This window comes from uncultured Campylobacter sp., assembly GCF_938030145.1.
In the GTDB taxonomy this organism is placed as follows: Bacteria; Campylobacterota; Campylobacteria; order Campylobacterales; family Campylobacteraceae; genus Campylobacter_B.
This window is the reverse complement of the sequence record NZ_CALHGM010000032.1, coordinates 59889-84887: the sequence shown is the minus strand read 5'-3', so window position 1 is coordinate 84887 and position 24999 is coordinate 59889. Positions and strand designations below refer to the sequence as shown.

General features: G+C 47.4%; 27 protein-coding genes and 2 pseudogenes. 9 read left to right on the top strand and 20 right to left on the bottom strand.

Annotation, left to right across the window (positions count from 1 at the left end; genetic code table 11):
• Positions 1-85: 85 nt before the first annotated feature.
• The 12 genes and pseudogenes from ychF to secA all read right to left on the bottom strand — a co-directional run bounded on the left by ychF (position 86) and on the right by secA (position 12619).
• A complete protein-coding gene (ychF, locus tag Q0323_RS06935) occupies positions 86-1189 on the bottom strand; it encodes a redox-regulated ATPase YchF (protein WP_298052909.1) in 1104 nt (367 codons plus the stop codon).
• Complete coding sequence (locus tag Q0323_RS06930; RefSeq protein WP_298052907.1) at positions 1190-2650, bottom strand: leucyl aminopeptidase; 1461 nt, start codon at positions 2648-2650, stop codon at positions 1190-1192.
• Positions 2625-3242: a DedA family protein gene (locus Q0323_RS06925; protein WP_297960895.1), complete on the bottom strand. Its 618-nt coding sequence runs from the start codon at positions 3240-3242 to the stop codon at positions 2625-2627. Before Q0323_RS06925 ends, Q0323_RS06930 begins: the two co-directional genes overlap by 26 nt.
• A 2-nt stretch (positions 3243-3244) precedes the next feature.
• Complete coding sequence (locus Q0323_RS06920; RefSeq protein WP_291937052.1) at positions 3245-3793, bottom strand: adenine phosphoribosyltransferase; 549 nt, start codon at positions 3791-3793, stop codon at positions 3245-3247.
• Entirely contained in the window at positions 3790-4032 is a 243-nt protein-coding gene (locus Q0323_RS06915; RefSeq protein WP_177388948.1) for a hypothetical protein, read from the bottom strand. Before Q0323_RS06915 ends, Q0323_RS06920 begins: the two co-directional genes overlap by 4 nt.
• Positions 4033-4682: 650 nt before the next feature.
• Positions 4683-4925, bottom strand: a pseudogene (locus Q0323_RS06910) (RpiB/LacA/LacB family sugar-phosphate isomerase); the annotation flags it as partial.
• A gap of 309 nt (positions 4926-5234) precedes the next feature.
• A pseudogene (locus Q0323_RS06905) lies at positions 5235-5399 on the bottom strand (RpiB/LacA/LacB family sugar-phosphate isomerase); the annotation flags it as partial.
• Between the two features lie 9 nt (positions 5400-5408).
• Positions 5409-6254 (bottom strand): signal peptidase I, encoded by an 846-nt coding sequence (lepB, locus tag Q0323_RS06900; RefSeq protein ID WP_298052905.1) that lies wholly within the window; start codon positions 6252-6254, stop codon positions 5409-5411.
• Positions 6255-7112, bottom strand: coding sequence for a bifunctional methylenetetrahydrofolate dehydrogenase/methenyltetrahydrofolate cyclohydrolase FolD (gene folD / locus Q0323_RS06895; RefSeq protein WP_298052900.1), 858 nt, complete (start codon positions 7110-7112; stop codon positions 6255-6257).
• Positions 7113-7425: 313 nt separating this feature from the next.
• On the bottom strand, positions 7426-7560 hold the full coding sequence (locus Q0323_RS06890; RefSeq protein WP_298052898.1) for a hypothetical protein: 135 nt from the start codon (positions 7558-7560) through the stop codon (positions 7426-7428).
• A 340-nt stretch (positions 7561-7900) separates the two neighbouring features.
• Entirely contained in the window at positions 7901-9091 is a 1191-nt protein-coding gene (locus Q0323_RS06885; RefSeq protein ID WP_298052895.1) for an ABC transporter permease, read from the bottom strand.
• A 909-nt stretch (positions 9092-10000) separates the two neighbouring features.
• Entirely contained in the window at positions 10001-12619 is a 2619-nt protein-coding gene (gene secA / locus Q0323_RS06880) for a preprotein translocase subunit SecA (protein WP_298052893.1), read from the bottom strand.
• A gap of 120 nt (positions 12620-12739) precedes the next feature.
• Between secA and lolA the strand changes: the two genes are divergently transcribed.
• From lolA to Q0323_RS06855, 5 genes are all read left to right on the top strand, one after another.
• On the top strand, positions 12740-13252 hold the full coding sequence (gene lolA, locus Q0323_RS06875) for a LolA-like outer membrane lipoprotein chaperone (protein ID WP_297944117.1): 513 nt from the start codon (positions 12740-12742) through the stop codon (positions 13250-13252).
• A gap of 6 nt (positions 13253-13258) precedes the next feature.
• Positions 13259-13819: a low molecular weight protein-tyrosine-phosphatase gene (locus tag Q0323_RS06870; RefSeq protein ID WP_298052890.1), complete on the top strand. Its 561-nt coding sequence runs from the start codon at positions 13259-13261 to the stop codon at positions 13817-13819.
• A gap of 65 nt (positions 13820-13884) precedes the next feature.
• Complete coding sequence (locus Q0323_RS06865) at positions 13885-14337, top strand: FxsA family protein (RefSeq protein WP_291937031.1); 453 nt, start codon at positions 13885-13887, stop codon at positions 14335-14337.
• Positions 14334-15263 (top strand): hydroxymethylbilane synthase, encoded by a 930-nt coding sequence (gene hemC, locus Q0323_RS06860; RefSeq protein ID WP_298052886.1) that lies wholly within the window; start codon positions 14334-14336, stop codon positions 15261-15263. The genes Q0323_RS06865 and hemC overlap by 4 nt, the downstream gene beginning before the upstream one ends.
• 94 nt (positions 15264-15357) lie before the next feature.
• Positions 15358-16122 (top strand): hypothetical protein, encoded by a 765-nt coding sequence (locus Q0323_RS06855; protein ID WP_298052883.1) that lies wholly within the window; start codon positions 15358-15360, stop codon positions 16120-16122.
• Here the strand turns inward: Q0323_RS06855 and Q0323_RS06850 are convergent.
• The 8 genes from Q0323_RS06850 to Q0323_RS06815 all read right to left on the bottom strand — a co-directional run bounded on the left by Q0323_RS06850 (position 16109) and on the right by Q0323_RS06815 (position 22353).
• Entirely contained in the window at positions 16109-16255 is a 147-nt protein-coding gene (locus Q0323_RS06850; RefSeq protein WP_298052881.1) for a hypothetical protein, read from the bottom strand. The two genes, Q0323_RS06855 and Q0323_RS06850, sit on opposite strands and share 14 nt — an antisense overlap.
• A gap of 130 nt (positions 16256-16385) precedes the next feature.
• Positions 16386-16799, bottom strand: a complete 414-nt coding sequence (locus Q0323_RS06845) for a hypothetical protein (protein WP_298052878.1) — start codon at positions 16797-16799, stop codon at positions 16386-16388.
• Positions 16800-16861: 62 nt separating this feature from the next.
• Positions 16862-17407 (bottom strand): hypothetical protein, encoded by a 546-nt coding sequence (locus Q0323_RS06840; protein WP_298052876.1) that lies wholly within the window; start codon positions 17405-17407, stop codon positions 16862-16864.
• Positions 17408-17523: 116 nt separating this feature from the next.
• Positions 17524-17880 (bottom strand): MmcQ/YjbR family DNA-binding protein, encoded by a 357-nt coding sequence (locus Q0323_RS06835; protein ID WP_298052874.1) that lies wholly within the window; start codon positions 17878-17880, stop codon positions 17524-17526.
• A gap of 3 nt (positions 17881-17883) precedes the next feature.
• Positions 17884-19080 (bottom strand): replication-associated recombination protein A, encoded by a 1197-nt coding sequence (locus tag Q0323_RS06830; RefSeq protein ID WP_298052871.1) that lies wholly within the window; start codon positions 19078-19080, stop codon positions 17884-17886.
• Positions 19081-19744: 664 nt separating this feature from the next.
• Positions 19745-20659 carry a cysteine synthase A gene (gene cysK, locus Q0323_RS06825; RefSeq protein WP_295151870.1) on the bottom strand — a complete coding sequence of 305 codons (915 nt, stop codon included), beginning with the start codon at positions 20657-20659 and terminating at the stop codon, positions 19745-19747.
• A gap of 9 nt (positions 20660-20668) precedes the next feature.
• Positions 20669-21082, bottom strand: coding sequence for an Rrf2 family transcriptional regulator (locus tag Q0323_RS06820; protein WP_177387438.1), 414 nt, complete (start codon positions 21080-21082; stop codon positions 20669-20671).
• Entirely contained in the window at positions 21082-22353 is a 1272-nt protein-coding gene (locus Q0323_RS06815) for an aminotransferase class I/II-fold pyridoxal phosphate-dependent enzyme (RefSeq protein ID WP_298052868.1), read from the bottom strand. Before Q0323_RS06815 ends, Q0323_RS06820 begins: the two co-directional genes overlap by 1 nt.
• Positions 22354-22547: 194 nt before the next feature.
• On the opposite strand from Q0323_RS06815, the gene Q0323_RS06810 reads away from it, so the two are divergent.
• From Q0323_RS06810 to Q0323_RS06795, 4 genes are all read left to right on the top strand, one after another.
• Positions 22548-22904, top strand: a complete 357-nt coding sequence (locus Q0323_RS06810; protein WP_298052865.1) for a hypothetical protein — start codon at positions 22548-22550, stop codon at positions 22902-22904.
• A complete protein-coding gene (locus tag Q0323_RS06805; protein ID WP_298052862.1) occupies positions 22905-23816 on the top strand; it encodes an HAD family hydrolase in 912 nt (303 codons plus the stop codon).
• A 373-nt stretch (positions 23817-24189) separates the two neighbouring features.
• Positions 24190-24510, top strand: coding sequence for a hypothetical protein (locus Q0323_RS06800; protein ID WP_298052860.1), 321 nt, complete (start codon positions 24190-24192; stop codon positions 24508-24510).
• A gap of 242 nt (positions 24511-24752) precedes the next feature.
• Positions 24753-24998: a DUF2018 family protein gene (locus Q0323_RS06795; protein ID WP_298052858.1), complete on the top strand. Its 246-nt coding sequence runs from the start codon at positions 24753-24755 to the stop codon at positions 24996-24998.
• The last annotated feature ends 1 nt before the right edge of the window (position 24999 follow it).

Below are 24999 nucleotides of genomic sequence, written 5' to 3'. Positions count from 1 at the left end.
ATTTTATTAAACTCGCATTTGAGCCGAAATTTTACAAAATTTTAAAGCTAGCGCAGACCGAATTTCAACGCACCTAAAAAAGAATTTAAACATTAAATCTAAAATGCATCACGTCGCCGTCTTGCACGACGTAGTCCTTGCCCTCAAGGCGCATTTTGCCTGCTTCTTTCGCCCTACTCTCGCCGCCGCACGCGATAAAATCATCAAATCCGATCACCTCGGCGCGGATGAAGCCGCGCTCAAAGTCGTTGTGGATCACGCTCGCGGCCTTCGGAGCCTTCCAGCCTTTCGTGATCGTCCACGCGCGCACCTCCATCTCGCCGGCGGTAAAGTAGCTGATGAGGCTGAGCTTCGCAAAGGAGCGCTTGATGATGAGCTCCAGCCCGCTTTGCTGCGCGCCCAGGCTTTGCAGCATCTCGTGCGTCTCCTCGTCGCTTAGCCCTATGAGCTCCTCTTCGATCTTGGCGCAGAGCTTGATTACTTCGGCGCCGCGGGCATTTGCGTATTTCTTTACGCGCGCGACATATTCGTTATCCTGCGCGATACCGTCTTCGTCCACATTTGCGCCGTAGATTACATCTTTGGCGCTAAGCAGGCGCAGCTCGCGATTTAAAGCGATGTAGCTTTCATCCTCTTTGAGCGCGAAATTTGAAGCGGGCTTGCCGTCGTTTAGATGCGCCAAAAGCTCGTTTGCTACGGCTAGCGCCTCTTTAGCGCCCTTTTGATTTGCTTTGGCTTCCTTACCGAGGCGCTCGATCTTGCGGCTAAGCTGCTCTATGTCCGCTAAAATAAGCTCGGTTTCGATGATCTCGATGTCGCGGATAGGATCGACGCAGCCTTCAACGTGAGTTATGTCGCCGCTTTCGAAGCAGCGCACGATATGAAGGATGATCTCGCACTCGCGGATATTTGAAAGAAATTTATTCCCCAGCCCCTCGCCCTTGCTAGCTCCGCGCACGAGGCCCGCGATATCTACAAACTCAATGGTCGAATGCACGATGCGACCGGGCTTAACGATGTCCGCCAGCTTTGCTAACCGCGCATCGGGCACGGGCACGACCGCTTTATTGGGCTCGATCGTGCAAAATGGATAGTTCTGCGCCTGTGCGTTTTGCGCACCGCTAAGAGCGTTAAATGTGGTGGATTTACCGACATTCGGAAGCCCTACGATCCCTACTGACAGCCCCATCTACACGTCCTTTAGCTCTTTGGCTAGAGCCTGCAAGAAATATAAGTTTGCTCTCACGCCCGCGCCAGTCGCGCCCGCGGCGTAATAGCCCCACGCCTTTTCCAGATACGCAGGGCCCGCAATATCAAGATGTAACCACTTGTCTTTATACTCCTCTTTTATAAATTTATCCAAAAACAGCCCCGCGGTTATCGCACCGCCGTACCTGCTGGAAGCGCAGTTGGAAACGTCTGCGATACTGCTTTTGATTAGCTCGCGTAGATAATCGTTAAATTCCAAAATGCTAAATAGCTCGCCGCTTGATCCGCTAAGATCTTTAAATTTACGCTTTAGCTCCTCGCTGTTTCCCATGATGCCGCTCGTGTATTCGCCGAGCCCCACGACGCAAGCGCCGGTAAGCGTCGCCATATCTATCAGTAGATCGGGAGCAAGATCCTGCGCGTAGCTTAGGCAGTCGGCAAGCACGAGCCTGCCCTCCGCGTCGGTGTTTCGCACCTCGATACTTACGCCGCTGCGGCTAAGTAGCACGTCGTCGGGCTTATAGGAATCGCCGCCGATCATATTCTCGGTAGCGCCGATAACCGCGTGTATCTCAAACGGCAGCTCTAGCTCGGCGGCGCCCTTGATGATGCCCATCGCAGCAAGCGCGCCGCTTTTATCGCTTTTCATCGTAAGCATATAATCAGCAGGCTTGAGGCTTAGCCCGCCGCTGTCGTAAGTAAGCCCTTTGCCGACGAAAACGACGCGCTTTAGGCAGCGCTGCGGTTTATAGATCAGATGGATGAGGCGCGGCGGATGAGCGCTGGAGCGATTGACCGCTAAAAACGCATTCATATTCTGCTCGCGCAAAAAGTCTTCGTCGTAAATTTTAACGCTCACATCGTCGTAGTTCGAGGCTAAAATTTCAGCCTCACTCGCCATCTTTTCGGGCGTGTAAATTTCAGGGATCTCATTGACGCCGTCGCGCGCAAAATTTGCGGCGTTTGCCATCACGATGCCCTGCTGTACGCCGTAGTTCATCTTTTGCACGTCGGGGCTACTGCCGCCGTACTCTTGCGTAGAGATTAAAATTTCATTCAAGCTGGAGTTTTTTTTATCGCTTTTGTATTTATTAAACTCATAACCGCCCAAAAGCACGCCCTCGACCATCGCCATCGTGCTTCTGCGGTCGCAGCCGCATTTATAAAAGGCGATTTTAAAATTTTTGATCGCGTAGCCCTTAAGCGTGTTGTATGCGCTCGCAAGTGCTGTGCGGACGCGGTCATATTCTAGCGCTTTGACGCCAATGTACAGCCGCCCGCTCTCAGCTAACAGCAGATTGCCCTCGCCTTTATAATTAAAAAGTGCAAACTTATCCGCGTCTTTAATAAATTCGTGATTTAAATTTTTATCCACGACTAAAATAACTTCAAAATCCGCCTCTATCTCGTTAATTTTACGATCTAGCAGTTTTACTTTCATCTCGTTCCTTTCGTGAGTTCATAAAGTGATTTTCCATACGTTTAAATAACCTAAAAAATAGATATAAAATTCCGCCTATGATAGGTATCGCAAAATACCAGTGTTGCTCGATTAGCCGCAGCCCGCTCCAGATCTCCTCGCCAAAATACCACGCCAAAACCATCGTTACGCCCGACCAGCACCAAGCACTAAAAAGATTGATGATCGCAAATTTCTTTGCGCTGTAGCGAGTGATGCCGATACTCATTGGGATGATGACGCGGAAGCCATACATATAGCGCTGCATTAAAATTATCGGCCAGCCGTAGCGTTGCAAAAGCAGGTGCGCGATCGCAAATTTTCGGCGCTGCGCCGCGAGCTTTTTACTGATATATTTTTTGTTGTAGCGACCGATATAAAAATAAAACTGATCGCCGCAAAATGCCCCAAGGCCCGCGACAAAGATACCTAGCGGCAAATTTATATGACCCTCGTGCGCCATTATGCCGCCTAAAATCAGCGCGATTTCGCCTTCTAAAATGCACCAAACGAAAAGCACGATATAGGCGTATTGGTGGTATTCTTGCAGTAAATTTTTAAGTAGCTCTTCCAAAATCACGCCTCTAAAACGCAATAAACGTTTGTGCGACGCGAAAACTCGCCTAGATCGTTTAACTCGCGCAAATTTAATAAAAAGCACGCCTCGACGCACTTGGCCTGCGTCTGCGCGATGAGATCTAATGCCGCCCGTGCGGTGCCTCCGGTGGCTATTAGATCATCGATTAGCAGCACCTTGGCATCCTGTACGCCGGAGAATGCATCCACGTGCATCTCAACCTGATCGAAGCCGTATTCAAGGCTGTATTTTTGTGAAATCGTGATATAAGGAAGCTTCTTTGGCTTCCTAATCGGCACAAAAGCGACCCTCAACCTCGCCGCAAGCGCCGCTGCAAAAATAAATCCGCGACTTTCTATGCCTACTATGTAATCAAGTCCGTAATCAGCGTAGCGCTCGGCTAGATGATCAAGCAGGAAATTAAACGCCTCGCGATCGCCTACGAGCGTCGTGATATCGTAAAACAAAATACCGGGCTTTGGGAAGTCGCGCACGGTGCGGATCGAGCGAAATAAATAGCTCTTTTGCTCGCTGCTTAAGCTTTTCATAGCTTACCTCTTTTCAATCTTGCGTTTTGGATTTTTAAGCTACAGTTTTCGCTCTCCTCGTTTTGCAGAGCCTCGATGCCGAAGCGAAGGGCAGTTTTAAGCTTTTCGTTATCGCTTTTAAGCTTTGAAATTCTTTCTTCGCTCTTGCGAAGTAAGGCGTAAATTTTAGAATTTTTTCGGATCGATAGAATAAGTAGCGCTGCAAAAAATAGCGCTAAAACACCTAATGCTACGCTCATTGCTCGCCTCCTTTATTTGAATTTGCAAAGCGCATAGTAGCGGAGGTTGCGCTAAAATAGGCAGAATTTAAGCTTTTAAAATCTATGCTAGAAAGATTTGCTTCCTTTAAATTTACGCTCGCAATAGCAAAATTCGTATCTGTTAAACCCGTACTAGCGCAATTTACGTTTTCTGGCTTAACGCCCACACAGACGGAATTTGTAGCCTTGAAATTTATAATTGCTGGGTTCAAACCGACAAAATCTTTGCGGCTAGCTTTTTGAGCGAAATTTTTCTCACAAACGCTCTCGCGCGCAAAATTTAACGCGAAATTTGCACTAGTAGAATTTTTACCCAATGGATTTTTCCCATCAAAGATTATCTTTGCGTGCGTAGAATTTAAATTTATATGATGTGCACCACCAAAGCTTATCAAGGAATTCTGGCCGGTAAATAAGGAATTTTTATCGTTAAAGCTCCGCGCAAAATTTAATGCGGAATCCGTGTGGATAGGATTTTTGCTAGAAGGGATTTCGCTTGCGAAGCTTAATTTAGAATTCTGCCCATTTAAATTAGCGTCACAGCTTTGTTCCGTAAAATTTTGAGCGGAATTCTGAATGGAATTCGCTTCGTCAAATCCATGCACACAATTCGCACTACCGCAAACGCCTAGCTTTGCGACGCGCTTAATGTGCCTACCGCCCGCAAAATCGGTATTAAAAAACGCCCCAATCATATCTTCGATCACCAGCGCGCCCATCAATCGCTCGCCGAAGGCTAGGACGTTGGCGTCGTTGTGCTCTCTAGCTAGTCTAGCGCTCGTTGCGTCATGACACAGCGCGCAGCGGATGTGAGCGTGGCGGTTTGCAGCAATGCTGATACCGATGCCCGTACCGCAGATAAGAATTCCATAAATGCCATAACTTGTGGAATTTAAAATTTTATCTTCGCTCGCATTAGGGCTTACGGCTGCATTTACGCAGGTAGTCATGCTTCCGCTAGCGTTAAAATTTTGACGACTAGTGTTTTTAACAGCGTTAAAATTTTCATTTTTCTCGCTACATTGTACGGCGTCGTTAAAATTTCCGCAGCCGTTTATACTTGCGCCGAAATTTTCACTGCCGCCCGCTTCGGAATTTTCCGCGGCTGCAGCGGAATTTATGCCGTCGTTTTCTTTAAAATTTTCACTTCGCGCGCAAGCTTCACATTCGGCTAAAATTTTATCCGCCAACGTGTCCGCAAAATCGGGATAGTCCACGCTCGCTTCGGCACTATGCGTGCCAAGATCGACCGCTTCGTAACCTAAAGCGGCGAGCGCTTTTTTAGCTTGCTCTTTGGCATGAAAGCCCGCATGATCGCTCGCTATGAAAATTTTATTTATTTGCATTACCGCTCCTTATTTTTGCTCGTAGATTAAACTCTCATCGTTTTGCAAGGTATCGACGAAACGCCCGATTCGCTCCCAGCGGATCTTGCGATCGGCGTCAATACTAAAATATGTAAACCACGGCTTACCGACGATCAGACGATAAGGTACCGGACCCCAGAAGCGGCTATCGGCGGAATTATTTCGATTATCGCCTATCATAAAATACTCATCCTGCGGCACTTTGATGTAAAAGGCATTGAAGCTTATCCCCGCAGCTTCGAGGCTATGAGGAATTTCGCTTAGACTAATGGGTTTCATAGAAAATTCACCCTTCTCAAGTGCGATTTTGACATTTGTTAGCATTGAGTTTCTAGCATTAGGGTCGTAGTGAATGCCCTTAAATTTATACGGCTCTTTGACATATTTTTCGCCACCTAAAATCACAATGTTGCGAGCATCATAGTTCGCAGCAATGAACTCGTCGCCTTCATGCGGACGAAGGTAGAAATTATTCAGATCAAATATCACCTCGTCGCCGCCTACGGCAAAATTTCGCTTTACAAAGTGCATTTTTTCATTAAGCGGATAGCGAAAAACCACGATGTCGCCGCGTTTCGGACCCTCGCCGCGGATGATATGCCCGTCGCCGTCGCTATCAGGAGCCACCTGCCACTCTACAAATGGAATATGCGGGGTCGGGATGCCGTAGCTAAATTTTTTAACGAATAGAAAATCGCCCTCCAAAAGCGTAGTACGCATCGATCCGCTGGGGATCACGAAGGCTTGCGCAACAAAAAGAATGACGAATAAAACGACGATGACCGTCCCCGTCCAACTCGATAAAAAGTGATAAATTTTGCTTAGTATTTTCATTTAGGCTCTTTGTCTTAAGCGATTTTTCGCCGATTTTATCGTATTGCTCAAAAGCATCGCAATCGTCATCGGCCCCACGCCCCCGGGTACGGGCGTGATGAGCGAGCATTTTGGCGCGACCGCGTCAAAATCGACGTCGCCTCTTAGCTTGCCGTCCTCGCCGCGATTGATCCCTACGTCGATCACCACTGCGCCTTGTTTTACCATATCGGCGCCCACAAAATGCGCCTTGCCGACCGCCACGACCAAAATATCGGCGTCTGCGCAAAGTTGCTTTAGGTTTTTCGTTTTACTATGAGCGATAGTGACGGTAGCGTCGGCATTTAGAAGCAGGCTAGCCATCGGCTTTCCTACGATATTGCTACGACCCAGCACGGCGGCGTTTTTACCCGCGATCTGCACGCCGTATTCCTCAAACAGGCGCATCACGCCAAGCGGAGTGCAAGGCACAAAACCATCCGAAAGCCCGCTAGTAAGCCTGCCTACGTTTATCGCGCTAAATCCGTCCACGTCCTTTTGCGGGCTTATTTTTTCTAAAATTTTATTCGTATCGATATGCCTTGGAAGCGGCAGCTGCACCAAGATGCCGTCGATACTTTCGTCTTCGTTTAAATTTTCTATCAGTTCTAAAAGCGCCGCCTCGCTCACGTCGGAGCTCAAGCGGTGCGCTACGGATCGGATCCCACAGGCGGCGCAGGCTTTTTCCTTGCTCGCGACATAGGTCTTGCTAGCCGCGTCCTCGCCTACCAAAATCACCGCCAGCGCGGGCTCTACGCCCTTTGCGGCAAGGTTTGAAGCGACCGATTTGATCTCCTCTTTTACCTTCGCACTTATGCTTTTGCCGTCGATTAAAGTCATTTAAAGCCTTTTTGAGAAATAGGGAATGTTACCCTAAAATTTATAAAATTTAGATTTATTCAGCGGGATTTATGGGAATTTGAAGGAATTTTAAAAAGAATTTCGTCCTGAATTTAAGCCTGCTCAAATAAGCCTAAATTTTATCGTCATTATAGACGGATGGACACCTTGACACCGCTATATTCAGGCTGCAACGCTGCTAAGGCTTGTATTGCAGGCTTGAGAGCTTTTGTCCACGAATGAGCAAAAACTACAATGTTTCCATTTTCTCGCCGTTAAACGCCTCGCATCGCCGCTCGCCGCGCAATATACGCTATGCGTAATAGTAGCCTGTATAATGGTAGCTCGGTGCCTTATTTTGCTCTGGCTCTGGGACATCTTGCGGTCCACTCCTAGAGCAGCCGCATAGAAACAGCGCCGCGCACAGAAACAAAACGATCTTTTTCACCATAGATCCTTTCAAAATTTTTATGATTTCATCTTTGAGTGGTTTCAAAATTTTACAAAATTTAGAAAGCATTTCATAAAATTTGCCCTCTTTTTAAATTTAAAATTTTGGCGAATTCTAATGATACAAATTTCGTCAAAATTTAGACTTCGCGCAGCTTACAATCTCGCGAAAAAATTAAAATTCTGGCGATACAAATCGTATTAGTGCGATATTTACGCAACGCGCGCCGTGCAAGATCGCGCAGCCTCTACCCGCGCGCCGAAATGCCACGCCAAATAAGCCGCGCCACTTTGGAATTTTAAAATTTCGCCGAATTTTAAAGGCGCCGCGTTTAAAGCTACTCGTTGCGCAGCGTTTGCAATACGTCGATCTGCGTGGCTTTTTTGGCCGGGTACCATGACGAAAGTGCCACGATAAGCACCGCGCCGATTAAAATCATCGCTAAATCGCCTAGCGAGAGCTCCATCGGCAGCTTCGAGCTTCCGTAAACGTCGGCCGGCAGATTTACGATGTCGAAGCTTCCGAGCAGCCACACGCCGAATAAGCCCAAAATGAGTCCGAATATGATGCCGCCGCCGCCGATTGTGGCTCCGAGCGCGAAAAAGGTCCTTTTGACCTCCTTTTTGCTGGCACCCAGGCTAAGTAAAAGCGCGATCTCTTGGCGGCGGTTCATCACGGTCATCAGAAGCGAGCTTACGATATTTAAGCTCGCGACCAGGATTATCAGCATCAGCACGATAAAAAGCGCGCGCTTTTCAAGCGCAAGGGCGCTGAAAAAATTGCCGTTTTGCTGCCACCAGCCCACGGCGTTAGTGCCGCTAGGGAGGCTTTTTTTAATACGCTCCAGATCCTTAAACGGATCGTTTGAAAAAACATGCACGCCGTCGAAGGTCCCCTCGTCGTAACCCAAAATTTTGGCTAGATCGCTCGCGTCTGCGTAGGAATACGCCTTGTCGTAGGCGATCAGCCCCGAGCTGAAATCCGCGCGCACGTCAAAACGCTTCATCTTGGGGATCAGCGCAAAGCCACCCGGATCGCTCTTAGTAAAGATCATCGTAATCTTACTGCCATCATCCAGCATAAATTCGTCCTTGATCCCGCGCCCTATCATGATGCCGTAGTCCGTTAGATTGGCGTCTTTGGCGCCTGCTGCGACGACGGAGTTGATGCGCTTTTCATCGTTTAAATTTACGCCGAAAATCAGCCCGCCCTCGAGTTTCTCGCCGCTTTTAGCGATGACTTGAGAGCTGATGTAGGGGCTAAAGATCAGATCTGGAAAGTCCGCTCGCAGCCCCTCCACGTCGTCTTTTGAAATGCCGCCGCGAAAGTGGCTGTGGATCGTGATCGGGTAGTTCATCGTAAATAGCTTGCGCTCGAATTCTTTATCGAAACCGTTCATTATCGCCATCGCGACGATCAGCACCGTAAGCCCCACGCCGACGCCCAAGAACGCAAGTAGCGCCGAAAGCGTAATGAAGGGCTGGGAGCGGTCGAATCTGAGATATTTGAATAATAAATACTTTACCAAAAAGCCGTCCTTGTAAAATTTCACATAAAATTTAGCGTTAAATTTTATGTGAAATTTTAGGTATTTTGAAATTTTGAAATTTCAAAAACAGGCTTCACACCTTGGAATACTAAGTTTTAACTAAATAGAATTTTAACTAGGTATGAACTATAATTTTAAACACTCTTGAAATATTTCAAATCCCAACGGGACAAAATTGAAGTTAAATTTAAAGATAGTGGAAGATGAGCTTTAACTCCCAACGGGATAGAATTCTACTCTATTGCTTCTTGCACTTTGCTTGATTGGTAGCCGGTTTAAACCTCAGCGAGTTTTAAAAATTTAAAATCGCGCTACAATCTATTTTTATACACAAATAAAATTTACCCCGAGCGATATCGGATACGACAAACCAAACAGATCGTCTTGCCGAAACCTTGAAATTCTAAATCAGAATTCTAAATTTTAAAATTTCAAACGCCTCAAAATTTTAAAATTTTAGAAATTCCAAATCTTTTAGAATTTTAAAATTCTTAAAATTTAAAGACGAACTTTGCTTGAAAGTTCGCCTTTAATCGCATAAATTTAAAATTTTAACTGCGAGCAGCATCTTGGCCGCACGCTAAATTTAAGTATCACGCGCTGATTGGCTTGCGTTTTACCGCACGGCGCACCGAAACAGAGCGCTATGAAAATATGCAGCAAAGCATCAGGCACGCTTTTAAATTTTAAAATTTCAAAACTAAAATTCCGCCCCATCGCACATCTTTGCGCGCTGCCTCGCGATTAAGCCTCTTTAAAATTTTATGACGCCTTTCGCCCGCGACATATCCGCTGAACACAGAAGCAAAGCAAGATCGAGAAGCGCCGATCGCGTAATACTCGCAATCGAAATCACCGATTGCGCGATATTACGACCGATCGTCGCGCTTACCTCGCAAAGCCGCCTTTTTTAGGACCGCCCTTGCCGTGGCAGTCTTTGTATTTTTTGCCGCTGCCGCAAGGGCAAGGATCGTTTCGCTTAGGCTTTTTGTCGCCAAACTCATCGGGGCCCTTTAGCTGCGCTTCATTCGTGCTTGCGGCGGCGAGTTCTTTGGCGTTTGAGCTCTCCATGCGCTCCTGCATCGCACGCTGCTCAGCTTCGATCTCCTCCCTAGATTTAAACTGGATTGAATGCAGCAAGCGGATGCTATCGGATTTGAGGCGCATTACAAGCTCCATAAAAAGATTGTAGCTCTCCTTTTTATACTCCGTAAGCGGGTCTTTGTGGTTGTAGCCGCGAAGTCCGATGCCCGCTTTTAGGATATCCATCTGATACAGATGCTCACGCCAGTCGCGATCGACGATCTGCAGATAAAGCATCTTTTCGATACTTTTGCGCTGCTGCGGATCGATCGGCGCCATCTTGTTTTCATACGAAACGGCAAGCGCGCCGATGATCTTTTCTTTCAGCTCTTTGAAATCATCGACCTTCTCAAGCTCGCTGTTTTCGAGCACCTCGCCCGTTTCTTGAGCGATTTTGGCGACAATCGGGAATTTATCTACCTCTTTGATATTTGCGCCGTCGAAAATTTCAAGCTCCTCAAGCACGCTAGAGATGTACTCCTTGCGGTTTTGAATGATTTTATCTTTCAGATCGTAGTCGGGGTCTAAAAGCTCGTTGCGATATTTATAGATCGTCTTGCGCTGCTCGTTTGCGACGTCGTCGTATTCTAGGATATTTTTACGTGCTTCAAAGTGTAAGCTCTCGACCTTTTTTTGTGCATTTTCTACGGCGCGCGAAACCATGCCTGATTCGATATGTTCGCCGTCTTTCAAACCCAAGCGATCCATGATATTTTTAATCTTGTCGCTGCCAAAAATTCTAAGCAGATTATCCTCCAAGCTTAAGAAAAACCTACTCTCGCCCGGATCGCCTTGACGTCCGCTTCGTCCGCGGAGCTGATTATCGATACGGCGGCTTTCGTGACGCTCGGTACCTAAAATATATAGCCCACCCAAAGCACGCACTTCATCATCTATGCGGATATCCACGCCGCGTCCCGCCATATTCGTAGCGATCGTTACGGCACCCTTTACGCCTGCGTCTTTGATGATCTGCGCCTCGCGCTCGTGATTTTTAGCGTTTAGCACGGAGTGCGCGATGTTTTCTTTAACCAAAAGCTCGTGCAGCTTCTCGCTTTTTTCGATCGACGCCGTACCCACGAGCACGGGCTGACCTTTAGAATTTAGCCGCTTGATCTCATTTATGACGGCGTCAAATTTCTCGCGCTCGGTCTTGTAGATAAGATCGTTTTGATCCTTTCTGATGACCGGCACGTTTGTGGGGATAGAGACCACTTCGAGCTTGTAAATTTGAGAAAATTCCGTCGCTTCCGTCTGCGCCGTACCCGTCATACCGGCGAGCTTTTCGTAAAGGCGGAAGTAGTTTTGAAAGGTAATGTCGGCAAGAGTCTGGCTCTCCTCTTGGATCTGTACGCCCTCTTTGGCCTCAAGCGCCTGATGCAAGCCTTCGCTGAATCTGCGACCCTCGCTCAGACGCCCTGTAAATTCATCCACGATTACGACCTGTCCGTCGCGCACGACGTAGTGCACGTCCTTTTCAAATAGATAATTCGCCTTAAGTGCTTGATCAAGGTAGTGGCTAAGCACGGCATTTTCAAGGCTGTAGAGGTTATCGACGCCAAAAAGCTTCTCGGCTTTTGAGATTCCTGCCTCTGTAATCAAAACGGCGCGATTTTTCTCATCTACGGTAAAATCACCCGTCGCCTTGCCTTTCGGATCGGCTGGCGCCTCACCGCGGATCATTTGGCGAGCTACTTCATTTGCCTTGATGTAGCCATCTAGAGTGCGATTCGTAGGACCTGAGATGATAAGTGGCGTCCTGGCTTCGTCGATTAGGATGCTATCGACCTCGTCGACGATTACGAAATGATGCCCACGCTGCACCTTTTCATCTGCGCTAAATTTCATATTATCGCGCAGGTAGTCAAAACCGAACTCGTTGTTCGTACCGTAGGTGATGTCGCACGCGTATGCGGCCTTGCGCTTGGCGTCATCGTATTCGCCGCCTACGATCACACCGGTACTAAGCCCTAAAAATTCATATAGCTCGCCCATTTGCGCAGCATCGCGCTTAGCTAGGTAGTCGTTTACGGTTATGACATGCACACCCTTGCCCTCCATCGCATTAAGCACTACCGCCAAAGTCGCTACGAGGGTCTTTCCTTCGCCCGTTTTCATCTCGGCAATCGCGCCGTCGTTTAGCACCAAACCGCCTATCAGCTGAACGTCAAAGTGGCGCATATTTAGCACTCTTTTGCCCGCCTCTCGCACGATAGCAAACACTTCGTTAAGCACGTCGTCCGTGCTCTTTTCGCCCGCGCGAACTTGCGCTCTTAACGCTTCAAATTCGGCCTTAAGCGCCGCATCGTCCATCGCCGCGTAGTTTTCTTCAAGCGCACTGATCTGTGCTGCGCGCTTGGCGTATTGTTTGACGATCCTATCGTTTTTAGTACCGAAAATCCCGTGGATGACCTTTTTAAACATCTCAAACCTTAGTTTTAAAATTTTAACCGTGCATATTAACATATTTTTAGTTTCTATTTAATTAAATCCTAGAAAAACGGCTATAATACGCGCAAATTTCCAAAAATAAAGGTCAAATTTATGAAAAAAACTCTTATTTCTTTAGCGGCAAGCTGCATTTTTGCATTCGCAAGCGGGATAGAATTCAACACTCTGAGCGCAAATTTTTCGCAAACCGTGCAGAGCGATGATGCAAAAATCAGCTACGGCGGCGATTTTAGCGCCACGAAAGAGCACGCCGTGTGGCATTATAAGACCCCTACGATAAAAAATATATTTTTTAGTTTCACAAAGGTCGTCGTAATCGAGCCCGAACTCGAGCAGGCCATCATCACGAATATCAAAGAAACGCCAAATTTAACCGCGATCCTAGCGAACGCAAAGCCAAATAAAAACGGCGTTTATGAGGCGAGTTTCGACGACGTGAAATATCTCATCGAGCTAAAGGGCGATTTGCCGAGCAAGATCAGCTACACCGATAAAATGGACAATAAGGTCGTCATAAATCTAAGCAACGTCCGCAAAAACGCGCCGGTAAACGATGCGATCTTCAAGCCCGCAATTCCGAAAAATTACGACATCATCACACAGTAGGCGCGCGTGAGGCTACTTTTCGTCTGTCACGGTAACATCTGCCGCTCGCCGATGGCGCAGTCCGTGATGCAAAATTTCATTAATCAAAGCGGCCTAAGTGCGCGCGTGAGCGTGGATTCTGCGGCGACGCACACCGACGAGATCGGCTCGCCGCCCTATTACGAAACGCAGCGCGTGCTAAAAGAGCAAAAGGTGCCGCTCGTAGTGCATCGCGCCGTGCAGGTCACGCCCGCAGACTACGAGCGCTACGATCTAATTCTTTGCATGGATGATGAAAATATGCGCTCGCTGGGGCGAATTTTTCGCGGCAAGGATATGGCTAAGGTAAAATTTCTTTTGGAATTTAAAGAGGGGAATTTTGCAGACTGCGATGCGCTAAATTTCAAAGGCTCGGCAAAACAAACCGACTTAAATTTAAAGAGCGGCGGTTTAAATTTAACCGATCCCCAACGCCTACAAATCGCCGATCCCTACTACACGCGTGATTTTGAGCGCTGCTACGCAGATATCAAGCGCGGCTGTGAGGGGCTCTTGCGATACATTAAAAATTCAGACGGAATTTGCTAAAATCCGCGATTAAATTTTAGCGCCATTAAAGAGGCGCGGCTTAAAGCGATAATTCAAGGAAAAATATGTTTAGGCTTTTGATCGTTCCGTATCTGATAATTGAGGCATTTACGACCTATTATTTCGTAAGCGCAAACGGATTTGCGGCGTATGCGGTGGAGATCGTCATAAGCGCGATTTTAGGCGGATACGTCGTAGCAAACCGCTCGTGGATGGGCTTTTTTAATCTAATGAAAATTTCGCCGAAAGAAATTTTAAGCGGCGTAGGCTTCGTCGTAGGTGGCGTTTTTCTCATTGCACCTGGCATTTTCGGCGATATTTTAGGCGTTTGCATAATTACCGCGTCGTTTTACTGCGTTACCAGCGACGTGCCTAAATTTAACGCTAGTAGTGAAAATTCCGAAAAAAGAGAGCGAAAATTTTGGCGACGCAGCCGCACAAGCGACGATGTAATCGACGTTGAGGTGATCGAAGAGAACGAAATCGAGATTCGAAAAAGCATAGGAGAGAAAAAATGAAAAATTTGATCATCGCTACTCGCGGCAGTATGCTTGCGCTGTGGCAGAGCGAGCACATCGCATCGCTGCTTAGCGCCCGCGGCATCCAAGCGCAGCTAAAAAGCATGAAAACCAAAGGCGATAAAATTTTAGACACGCCGCTTGCAAAGATCGGCGGCAAGGGGCTTTTTACGAAGGAGCTTGAGGAGAGCATGCTTCGCGGCGAAGCACATATCGCCGTGCATAGCCTAAAAGACGTACCAGTGGAGTTTCCTCAGGGGCTCGTACTAGCGGCGATTTGCGCGCGCGAGGATGTGCGCGATGCGATGATTAGCGAAAAATACTCTAAATTCGGCGAGCTACCTCGCGGCGCAAAAGTCGGCACCACAAGCCTTCGCCGCAAAATGCAGCTGCTTAGCATGCGGCCTGATTTAGAGATAATCTCCTTGCGCGGCAACGTCCAGACCCGCCTGCGAAGGCTAAAAGACGGGGAATTCGATGCGATCATCTTAGCTATGGCGGGCATCAACCGATTAAATTTGCGCGCCGAGGTAAAGCACGTAGCGCCCTTTGAGGTCTCGCAGATGATCCCTGCGATGGGGCAAGGAGCGCTTGGCATCGAGGCGGTGGACGAGCCGCAAATCCTGCGCGCGATAGAATTTTTAAAAGATGAGCGCGCGATCATCGAAACGACCGTAGAGCGGGATTTTGTCAGGGTTTTAGAGGGTGGCTGCCAGGTGCCGATCGGCATCAACGCACGCCTTGACGGCGAAAATATCCACATCAGCGCGATAGTGGGTCTACCCGACGGCAGCGAGAGCATCCGCCAAAGCATCGTCGCGCAAAAATCGCAATACCAAAGTGTAGGCGCGGAGCTTGCGCGCGTTTTTATCGAAAAGGGTGCAAAGCAGCTTCTTGCGCGCGCTGAGGAGATGGCGGGCCTATAAAAACGAAATTTACGGAGTTTTAAAATTTGCAAAATTTTAAAATTTCCAGAATTTATGGACTTTTTAAATTTATAAAATTTCCAAAGGTTAAATTTTGGGCTTATTTAGATTTTTTAAAACGGCGGGATTTTCAAAAATTTTTGCCTCGCTCATACTTTGTGCAAGCTGCGCGTTAAACCTAAACGCGAGCTCTAACGAAGAGCTCGTCCGCTCGCTATTTAGCGACGCAAACTTCGATAAAAATCTTTATTTCAAAGGCGAGATGAGAAGCTATTTAAAGCGCAAATTCTACGCGGCAGATAATTATAGCAAAATCACGGTTGCTCCGCTTGGACGTAGCGACGAATTTAGCGAGATTTTTCACGTATTTCTGGGCTCTAAAGAGAAGCACTTCGACCTTTATGTCTATACTAAGGAGGACGGAATCTACGCCGTGCGAGTTTTGGCGCAAACCGCTATTATTGAGGCTATCGTAAGCGAATATGAAAAATTTAACGAGGCGCAAAAACGCGAATTTGAGCAAAGAACCGATACGGATATCATAAATTTAAAGCTAATCTTAGCGCCCGATAAAGAGCTTATGGAGTTTGGGAAACAAAACCTAGCGGCATTTGAAAAAATTTACGAGCTTTACGCAGGCGGCGAGCCCGAGCGCGCAAAGGCGGAGATCAAAAGCCCGCATCTCTCTCACACCAAGACGGATGGCAAAAGATTTATGCTGCTCATCGGCGGGATCACCGATAATTCCGTGGGCTTTTTGCGGGTGCAAGACGAGGCGGACCTGCCGCAAATGAGTCCTAGCGAGTTTATAATGATAGAAAAAATTGCGCCGAATTGGTATCTTTTTAAAACCACATAAAAAGCTCTGCCGCAAGCGAGTTTGAAGCTTCGCGGCAATCTAAATTTAAAAGCGTTACCCGCGCCTTAACCGCACCGCCGATCAAAAATCGCGCGAATTTTAAATTTAAACAGACGATCTGTAAATTCTGCATGCCGTAAATTTTTAAAGAATTTTAAAAATTTTTTGAAGTCTAAATTTAAACAAAGTGTCGCCAAAGCGCGTCGCGATAAATTTAAACATGGCGGCGAAAGAGGCTTAAACATAGCGCTTAAACGATGCACCTAAAAACGCCGGTCTGGCTTAGACTTAAACTGCGCAAAGTCCACTCCCGTCGCGTCCAAAACCGCCCGCGAATAAAAATAGAGGCTGTAAAATAGCTCATCGTCGTAAAAGTACTCCTCCCAGCGCTCCTCGTCATTCTCATCGCTCTGCGGCCACAGATATTTTTCCGCAAGCATATCCGAAAAGTTCGACAGCGGCGCTGCGTGCGAGATCTTATCGGCATCATCGCAAATCTCAATCATAAACGCAAAAAATCCACCGAGCCGAGCCGCGATAAAGCCTGCCGCATCATTTTGCCAGCTTTTATCCGCATTTCTATCCGCCGCGTTCTGATTATTTCCGCCGATTTCTTCCGCCGCGGCGTTTTGATTATTTTTATTCGCGTTTTTGTCCGCCGCAGCGCGCGCCTGCATAAAGATACGCACCAAAAACAGCAGCGCAAAAGGGGTTGCGTGCCAAAACGAGCCTTGATGCTCTATCTCGTAAAAATCTTACTAAGCGCGCCCTGGGCGGTTTTAATATCAAATTTCTCCCGCTCGCCCGCATCCAAGTCCTTATCCGCTGCGCTCGTTTTAAATTTACTCGCCTGGCTCGCTTTAAATTTTATCGCCGCGCTATCCGCACTCTTAAATTCCGCCTCACCGCACTTCGCCGCGTCCGTTTTAAGCTCCGTCTCTCCGCCCGCTTTAAATTTCGCCGCCCCGTTATCTGCCTTTTTAAATTTCGACTCACTCTTTTGCGCTAAATTTACGAAATTTTGTGCCGCGCCGCATCTTGCCACATCCGTAGAATTTTGCCCGCAGCCATGATGATTTTTTAAATTTTCCCCTGCGCTGAGCTCGCTTTTTAAATTTTGCTCGCCGCCCGAACTGTGCGCCGCATCACAAGCTTCGATTGCCCGCGCGAGTTTCTCAAAAATTTCAGCAAACTCGCTCGCCCTACCGTAAGCGGTCGTGAGCCTGCTCCACGGCACGTCCTGCACTTTTAAATTTGCGATATATTTCAAATTTTGCTCATTCATCCGCGCTCTTTGCAAAAATTTTTAAATTTAAGTCTCACGAGCCGCTAAAATCTGCGCTCTCGGTTCAATTTTAGCCTCTTTCGCACGCAAATTTAAACCGATCCCAGGCGCAAATTCTACCTCGTAAGCTCCCTGCTATGCTCGATTAGATCCTCGATCTGCTCGCGCGGCACCGCATCAAGGCAGACGCTGATCCAGTGCTTTTTATTCATATGATAGGCTGCAAAAATTCCTTTTTCGTCACGCAAAATTGCCGCCAAATCGGGCGAAACTTTTAAATTTATCACGTCGCTTGAGCCAGGAAGTGCGCGATCAAGCTTTTCCTTTGCAAGCCCGCGCATCAAAAGCGCAAACCACTTGCGCTTCCCTCCTGCGTGACGAAAAACCGCAAAATTCGGATATTCATCCCACAGATACTCGCCATCCGCACCGTAGCGCTGCTTCATTAGTTTTAGGACGCTGCTAAAGTTCATTTCTCACTCCTTGATATCGATCTTTTCCCTGTGCAATCGCGCCAGCCACTCATCCAGCGTCTTTTCAAAGCCGATCCCCTTGCTTTCGTAAAATTTCGCCGCCTCGCTCATATAGGCCTGCTCGACCCAGCCGCCGAAGTCGTGCGGGTATTTGTAGTCCGCTATCTGCTTGTCCGAGTTGATAAGATAGCGCGGCGTAGGTAGCGGAGCGGCGGAGCGGACGAACTTTAAAGCGGCGTTGATGCCCAAGTACGCGGCGTTTGATTTGGGGCTGTGCGCCAGATAGATCGCGCATTGACCTAAGATAATGCGAGCTTCGGGGTAGCCGATCTTGCTGACGGCAGCTAGCGTACTAACCGCGATATTTAGGGCGTTTGGATTGGCATTGCCGATGTCCTCGCTAGCTAGGATCACCATCCTGCGCGCGATAAAATCCGCGCTCTCACCCGCATCTATCAGCCTCGCGACGTAATACAGCGCGGCGTCGGCGTCGCTGCCGCGCAGGCTTTTTATCATCGCGCTGGCAAGCTCATAATGCACATCATCGCTGCTAACGCCCGCAGCTACGGCATTTGCACGCAGCGTGCGAAGCGTATCCAGCGTAATGGCGCTGTCTGCCAAAAGTGCAAATTCCAGCAGATTTAGCATACTCCTCGCATCGCCGCTGCTGGAGTTTAGCAGGTATTTTCGCGCCTCCTCGTCCATCTCAAAGCCGATCTCGCCCTGCACCCGCGCCAAAAGCGCCTCCAAATCTTCGTAGCTAAGCGGCTCGAACTCAAAGATCATCGAGCGCGAGCGGATGCCGCTGCTTAGTACGAACTGCGGATTTTCCGTCGTCGCGCCGATGATGATCGCGGCGTAGTTCTCCATCGGTATAAGAAGCACCTCCTGCTGCGTCTTGCTGAGGCGGTGGATCTCGTCGATGAAAATGAGCGGCTTGATGAGCGAGCCGGCGTGCGAGGATAGAATTTTGCGGATATCCTCGACCTTCAGGCTCGTGGCGTCAAGCTCGTAAAAATCGTAATTCAGCTCGCTTGCGATCACGCGCGCCATCGTCGTTTTGCCGCTGCCTGCGGCGCCGAAAAATATACTGTGCGGGATGCTGCCTGCGGCGACGAATTTTTTAAAAACCGCTACGATCTTGCCCTGCCCCACGATCTGCTCTAGGCTTTTGGGGCGAAATTTCAGGCTCAAACTCATTTTACAACCTTAAAAATTTTGCCCCGATGATAGCGTTTTTATGATTAAATTTTGAAATTTGGCTAAATTTAAAAGGCGGTTTGGGTTTTACATACGGCGCGGGTTTGAAATTTGCGCCGCGCAACGAGCTTTAAAATTTCAGTAGAATTTTAAAATTTTGTGCCGCATATGCGGACGGTGATATAAAATTTTGCGGCAAGAACAGATCGCGCAGATTTGGCGAGCCTAGCGATTTTAAAATTTAATGCCTTACGTTGCGCGATCGCGCCGTCATACATAGCGCGCCCGAAAATTATTGTCTGTGAGCGAGGCGAAATTTTAAAATTTAACCCTATTTTGGGGCTAAATTTTATCTCGCGACGGGCACTAATCGATAAATCAACAAATGGGTGAAGTGCAAAATCGCGATGCTTACGTAAAGTCATCGCGCAACCATCGTAACTATCGCCTCGCCCGCACAGAAACTATCGCGTAAATCTATCGCCTACGTAACGCGAAAATGCAAAATATAGTTTCGCAATCGTCGCAATAACCCGCGCGATCGCGCAAAACTCATCGCGCCAATTCCGGCGCCAGCGTGAAATTTAATCGCGCAAAGCTCTGTGTCCGCAAAAAGCGCGCAAAAATTACCGCGCTAACGCCGCGCTCGCGCAAAAACCGCCGCCTATTTGAAAAGCTCGGTAGAAAGATACCTCTCGCCGGTATCGCAAAGGATCGTAACGATCACTTTGCCCTTGTTTTCGGGCTTGGCAGCGATCTGAGCGGCAGCATAAACGTTCGCACCGCTTGAGATGCCCACGAGTAAGCCCTCTTTTTGTGCTAGCTGTCTAGCTGCGGCGAACGCATCGTCGTTCTCAACGCTCAAAAAACCGTCGATGACGCTTCTATCAAGATTATCAGGGATAAAATTTGCGCCGATGCCCTGAATTTTATGCCCGCCCGCACTGCCGCACGTAAGAAGCGGCGAACTAGCAGGCTCCACGCCGTAGGCTTTGAGGTTTGGATTTTTAGATTTTAAAAATTTCGCCGTGCCGCTGAGCGTGCCTCCGGTACCAAATCCTGCGACTAAAATATCTACCTTACCGCCGCTTTGCTCCCAAATTTCAGGTCCAGTGCTTTGAAAATGCGCCTTTGGATTGCTCGGGTTATCAAACTGACTCGGGATAAAGCTATTTGGAGTGCTCGCCGCTAGCTCATTTGCCCTATCTACCGCGCCTTTCATTCCAAATTTCGGATCGGTCAGCTCGATTTTAGCGCCGAATGCCGCGATGAGCTTTTGGCGCTCGATACTCATCGAGCTTGGCATCGTTAGGATGAGCTTCATACCGAGCTTTGCTGCGATCATCGCAAGCCCCACGCCCGTGTTTCCGCTGGTAGGCTCTATCAAAACACTATTTTTATCGATTTTGCCCGAGCTTAGCGCGTCTTTTACGATCTGCCACGCGATGCGATCCTTGACCGAGTGGCTTGGGTTTAAAAATTCCGCCTTGGCTAAGATGAGGGCATTTTTGCCAAACGTATTGATTCTAACTAACGGAGTATTGCCGATGAGCTCCGTAACATCGTTTGCTATTTTCATATTTTTCCTTTAAATGCTGAAATTTAAATACTGGACGCTTCGCGCCATCATCTCCTCGTAGCTGCTTAGAGGCTCGTTAAATATCTCTGCCAGCTTGACGTCAAATTTCTCAAAAAACGCCCGCAGTCCGGGATCGCTCATCTGGATGCTAGTCATCCGCAGATCCTTTTCAAGAGCGGTAAAAATTTCACCGAAAGTAATCTCGCTAGCATCTCTGGCTAGGTGATAACCGCCGTTTTTACCTTTGATGCTACACACTAGCTTTTCGTTTCTAAGGGTATTTAGAATTTGCTCCAAATAATTCTTAGAAACTCCCGTACGCTCGGCGATCTCTTTGATACTTATCGGCGCTACTTCGCTAGCTTTGGCGATCTGCAAAATCGCAGCCAGCCCATAAACGCCCTTTGTGCTTAAAAGTGCCATTATTTCAGTGCCTCACTAAGATCAGAAATCAAATCGTTCGCATCCTCTATACCCACGCTTAGGCGGATTAGGCTCGCAGGCACGCCAGCGCGGTTTAGCTGCTCCTCGTTTAGCTGCGAATGCGTCGTGCTCGCAGGATGAGTGATGATCGACTTCGTATCGCCGATATTTGCTACGACGGAGAAAATTTTAACCTTACTAACCGCCTTTAGCGCTGTTTCTTCGCTATCTACGATGAAGCTCATCAGACTGCTTGCATAGCCGTTTTTAAATTTCGCTTTAATCGCGACATTAAACGGCGAGCTTGCAAGCCCCGGATAATTGACCTGCTTTACCTTCGGATGATTTTGCAAAAATTCTGCTATCTTTAATGCATTTTGCGAGTGTTTTTGCATGCGAAGCGGCAGTGTTTCAAGCCCCTGGATGAGCTGAAACGCGTTAAACGGCGATAGCGTCGCACCAATATCGCGAAGCAGGGACAAGCGAATCCTAAGCGTGTAAATGTCGAAATTATCTACTAAATCTGCATAAACTAAGCCGTGATAGCTCTCATCAGGTTCGTTGAAATGTGCGTAACGCGGATTGCCTTTGAGTTTGGAATTTAACCCATTGCTCGAAACGACCGCGCCCGCGATGCTAAGTCCCTGTCCGCTTATATATTTACTCGCGCTGTGGATTACGACATCGGCGCCGTCATCAAGCGGATTGTAAAGCGCAGGACTTGGGATCGTGTTATCCGCAATCGTTACTACGCCGTGCTTATTTGCGATTGTAGCGATTTTAGCGGTATTTGCAACTGAAATTTGAGGATTTGAAAGCGTCTCGAAAAAGATCGCTCTAGTTTTATCATCGATTAAACCTTCCAAATTATCTGCCGTTTCGGAGTCAAAAACCCTAGCCTCGATGCCGAAACGCTTGATCGTATGTGCCAAAAGCGTAGTCGCGCCGCCGTAAATTTTCTCGGCGATGATGATATTTTCGCCCGCTGCGGCTAAATTTGCCACCGCAAAAAATATCGCTGCCTGCCCGCTAGAGACCGCGATTGCAGCTTTGCCGTTTTCCAGCGCCGCAAGTCGCGCCTCAAAAACATCAGTAGTAGGATTTGTCAAACGCCCATAAATCGGCCCTAGATCACGCAGCGCGAAGCGATCGGCGGCCTTTTTGCTAGAACCGAAGTTAAACGCGGTGCTTTGATAAATGGGAACTGCCATCGTGCCGTAGCCTGCGACGGAGTCGTAACCGAAGTGAGTTGCGAGGGTTTCTTTTTGCATTTTCGTCCTTTGTAAAAAATTTGGCGAATAATAGCTAAATTTTAAAATAAAGTCAAGTATTTTTATATGATTTTAAAATGCCTATAATACAGGATTTATAGAAAAAATGTTATTAAAATATAGTTTTACAATATGCGTAATTTTGCCAAAATTTCGAATTTTGCTATAATGCGCGCTTTAATTAAGGAAAAATCATGCAAATCAAAGAAAAAGATGAGCGCGTTAAATATATCCGCGCATTAGAGCGCTTCGTAAAATCCGCCGTAGCACTGCTAAAGCGCGAGGATTTCGACGCAGAGCTTTTTGCGAAGCGAATAGCTAAAAACTATGAAATTTTATCTAAAGCGGCCGCTACGAATCTCGATAGTCCCTACACCAAGGCGCTTGAGAGCTTTGCTAAAAACGTCCTTGATGCTAGCGAGGCAGGACAGATCAACGATGCCGCGTTTAGATCAGCGCTACAGCATGAAGCAAACACTCTGCAAAAGCTCAAAAATAATAAGAGTTACAAAAAAGACAAGCACAAAATCGATTTTTTAAAGGATTATTAGATGAAAACCGTGATTTTTGATATGGATGGCACGCTGCTTGACTCTTCGCGCGCGATCGAAATCAGCGTCAATAACACTCGCCGCGAGCTCTACGATCTAGCACCGCTGCAAAAGAATTTCATCGTCCACACCATCAACGATCCAAGCAAAAACGCCTTTTTGGAATTTTACGGCAAAACCGAAGCGAGCGCCGAAGAGCTTGCGTTTTTTGAAAAAGAATTCGTAAGCAATTACCGCGATTTTGCCGTGCTTTACGAGGGTATCGAAGATCTTTTGCACTCGTGCAAAAAAGCAGGATTTTTTCTCGCAGTCGCCTCCAATGCGCCTTCCTATACCCTAAGCGCGATCTTAGAAAAAACGGGCGTGCGCAGGCTATTTGATCTGGTCGTAGGCGCGAACGAGCAGATGCCATCAAAACCCAACCCTACGATGCTGCTACACGTAATATCGCGCTCGCCGCACAAAAACGCGATTTTTTTGGGCGACAGCAAAAAAGATGAACTAGCTGCACTCCGTGGCGCGGAATTCTTACAAAATTTAGAATTTCAAGGCGGCAATGACGGCGAGAGCTTAAATGCTAGCCGTGACACGAGTAGAGAGAATTTCAGCACTAGCGAGGGCTTAAACTCTTGCGGCAAAAATCTTAACGCGGATGAAAAATTCCGCCCTAACGACTCGGACGCTGACGGGGTGGCAACACTAAGCTTTAAAGGCGCTAAAATTTCCGCAAAAACAGAAGCGACGGAAGACTCACAAACTGCGGCAACGCGATGTTTTCAGGCAAACTTGGCAGATCTAAGAGGCGCAAAACTTGAGTATTTGCAGGTATGCTGGGGGTTTGGCGAGCCTAGCGAACTAAGCTGCAATGCCCTAAGCATCGCGCAAGCGCGCGAAATCATCGGCGGAATTTAAGCAGCCTGGTTTTTAGGCATAGCTAAATTAAAAGCAGTATTGCAGCATGGCAAAATCGCGTTTTAGGCTCCTAAAACAGAGCAAATTCCATCCTCGTGCGCAACGTAAGCGAAATTAAAATTTAAAAGTGATCCTTGCGCGAAAAATTCCGCCAGCACAAAAACCGAAATTTCATCTGCGCGAGTGGAATTTAAAATTTTAAAAGTAGCTCTTGTGGTGCGCGATTTTATCTGCGCTAAAAATGAAATTCTATCTGTAAAAGGTGGCGGAATTCTAAATTTAGAGATACTCTCGCAGATTAATTTAAAATTTGCCTCAAAATTATAGTTTAAAAATTTAATGCCAAACGCGATTTTAGCATTCTACCGCGTCCATGAAATTTCAAATTCTCGCAAAGCGGCGGAATTTTAAAATTTTAAAAAGCCTGATCTGTGTTATGCACGCGAGTAGATTTTGCATAAGTAGAATTTATCCGCCGCTCAGAAATAAAGATTTTACCGCACAAGCAAAGCCAAAATCCTCTCCACCTACGCGAAATCCAAGAATTTTACCGCTCAAGCAAAGCGAAATTCTGTCCGCTCACAAGAAATCTAAAATTTCACCCGCGCCACAAAATTTTAAAATTTCCGCAAAAAAAATAAAGCTGCTTATCTATAAATTTAAAATTCCACCTTCTGCAAAGCTTCGCGTTTAATCAGCCACGCGACCAAGATTAAATTTTTAAATTCCGCTCGCTCTGCCTATCTCGCAAATAAATAAAATTTTAAAATTTATGAGATTCAAAGCCCAAAATCCCGCGCTTAAGCTTAAAATTTACCGCACGCAAGTGCAAAATCTGCGTAATTACTCATGTTTAAAAGCCCCCGATAGTTTGCCGCGCCCTAACCTAAATTAAATTTTACATTTGCTATAATCGCGAAATTTTAAGGAAGGTAAATGGATATTTTTGAAGGCAGCCCAAGAGAGAAATTTTTTGAAATTTTATCCACTGCAAGCCCTACTTTGGTGCAAAACGAAATCGAAGAAGCTCTAATCCGCCTAATCGCCTGTGAGCGGCTCTGCGAAGCGCGCGGCATTAGCGAGCGAGAGATCGAAAGCTTCATTGCGCAGCAGGATCTACAAGACGAGCTAAACGACAAATTTTTGCAAATAAGCGGAAATATCCTAAGCAACGACGAGTAAA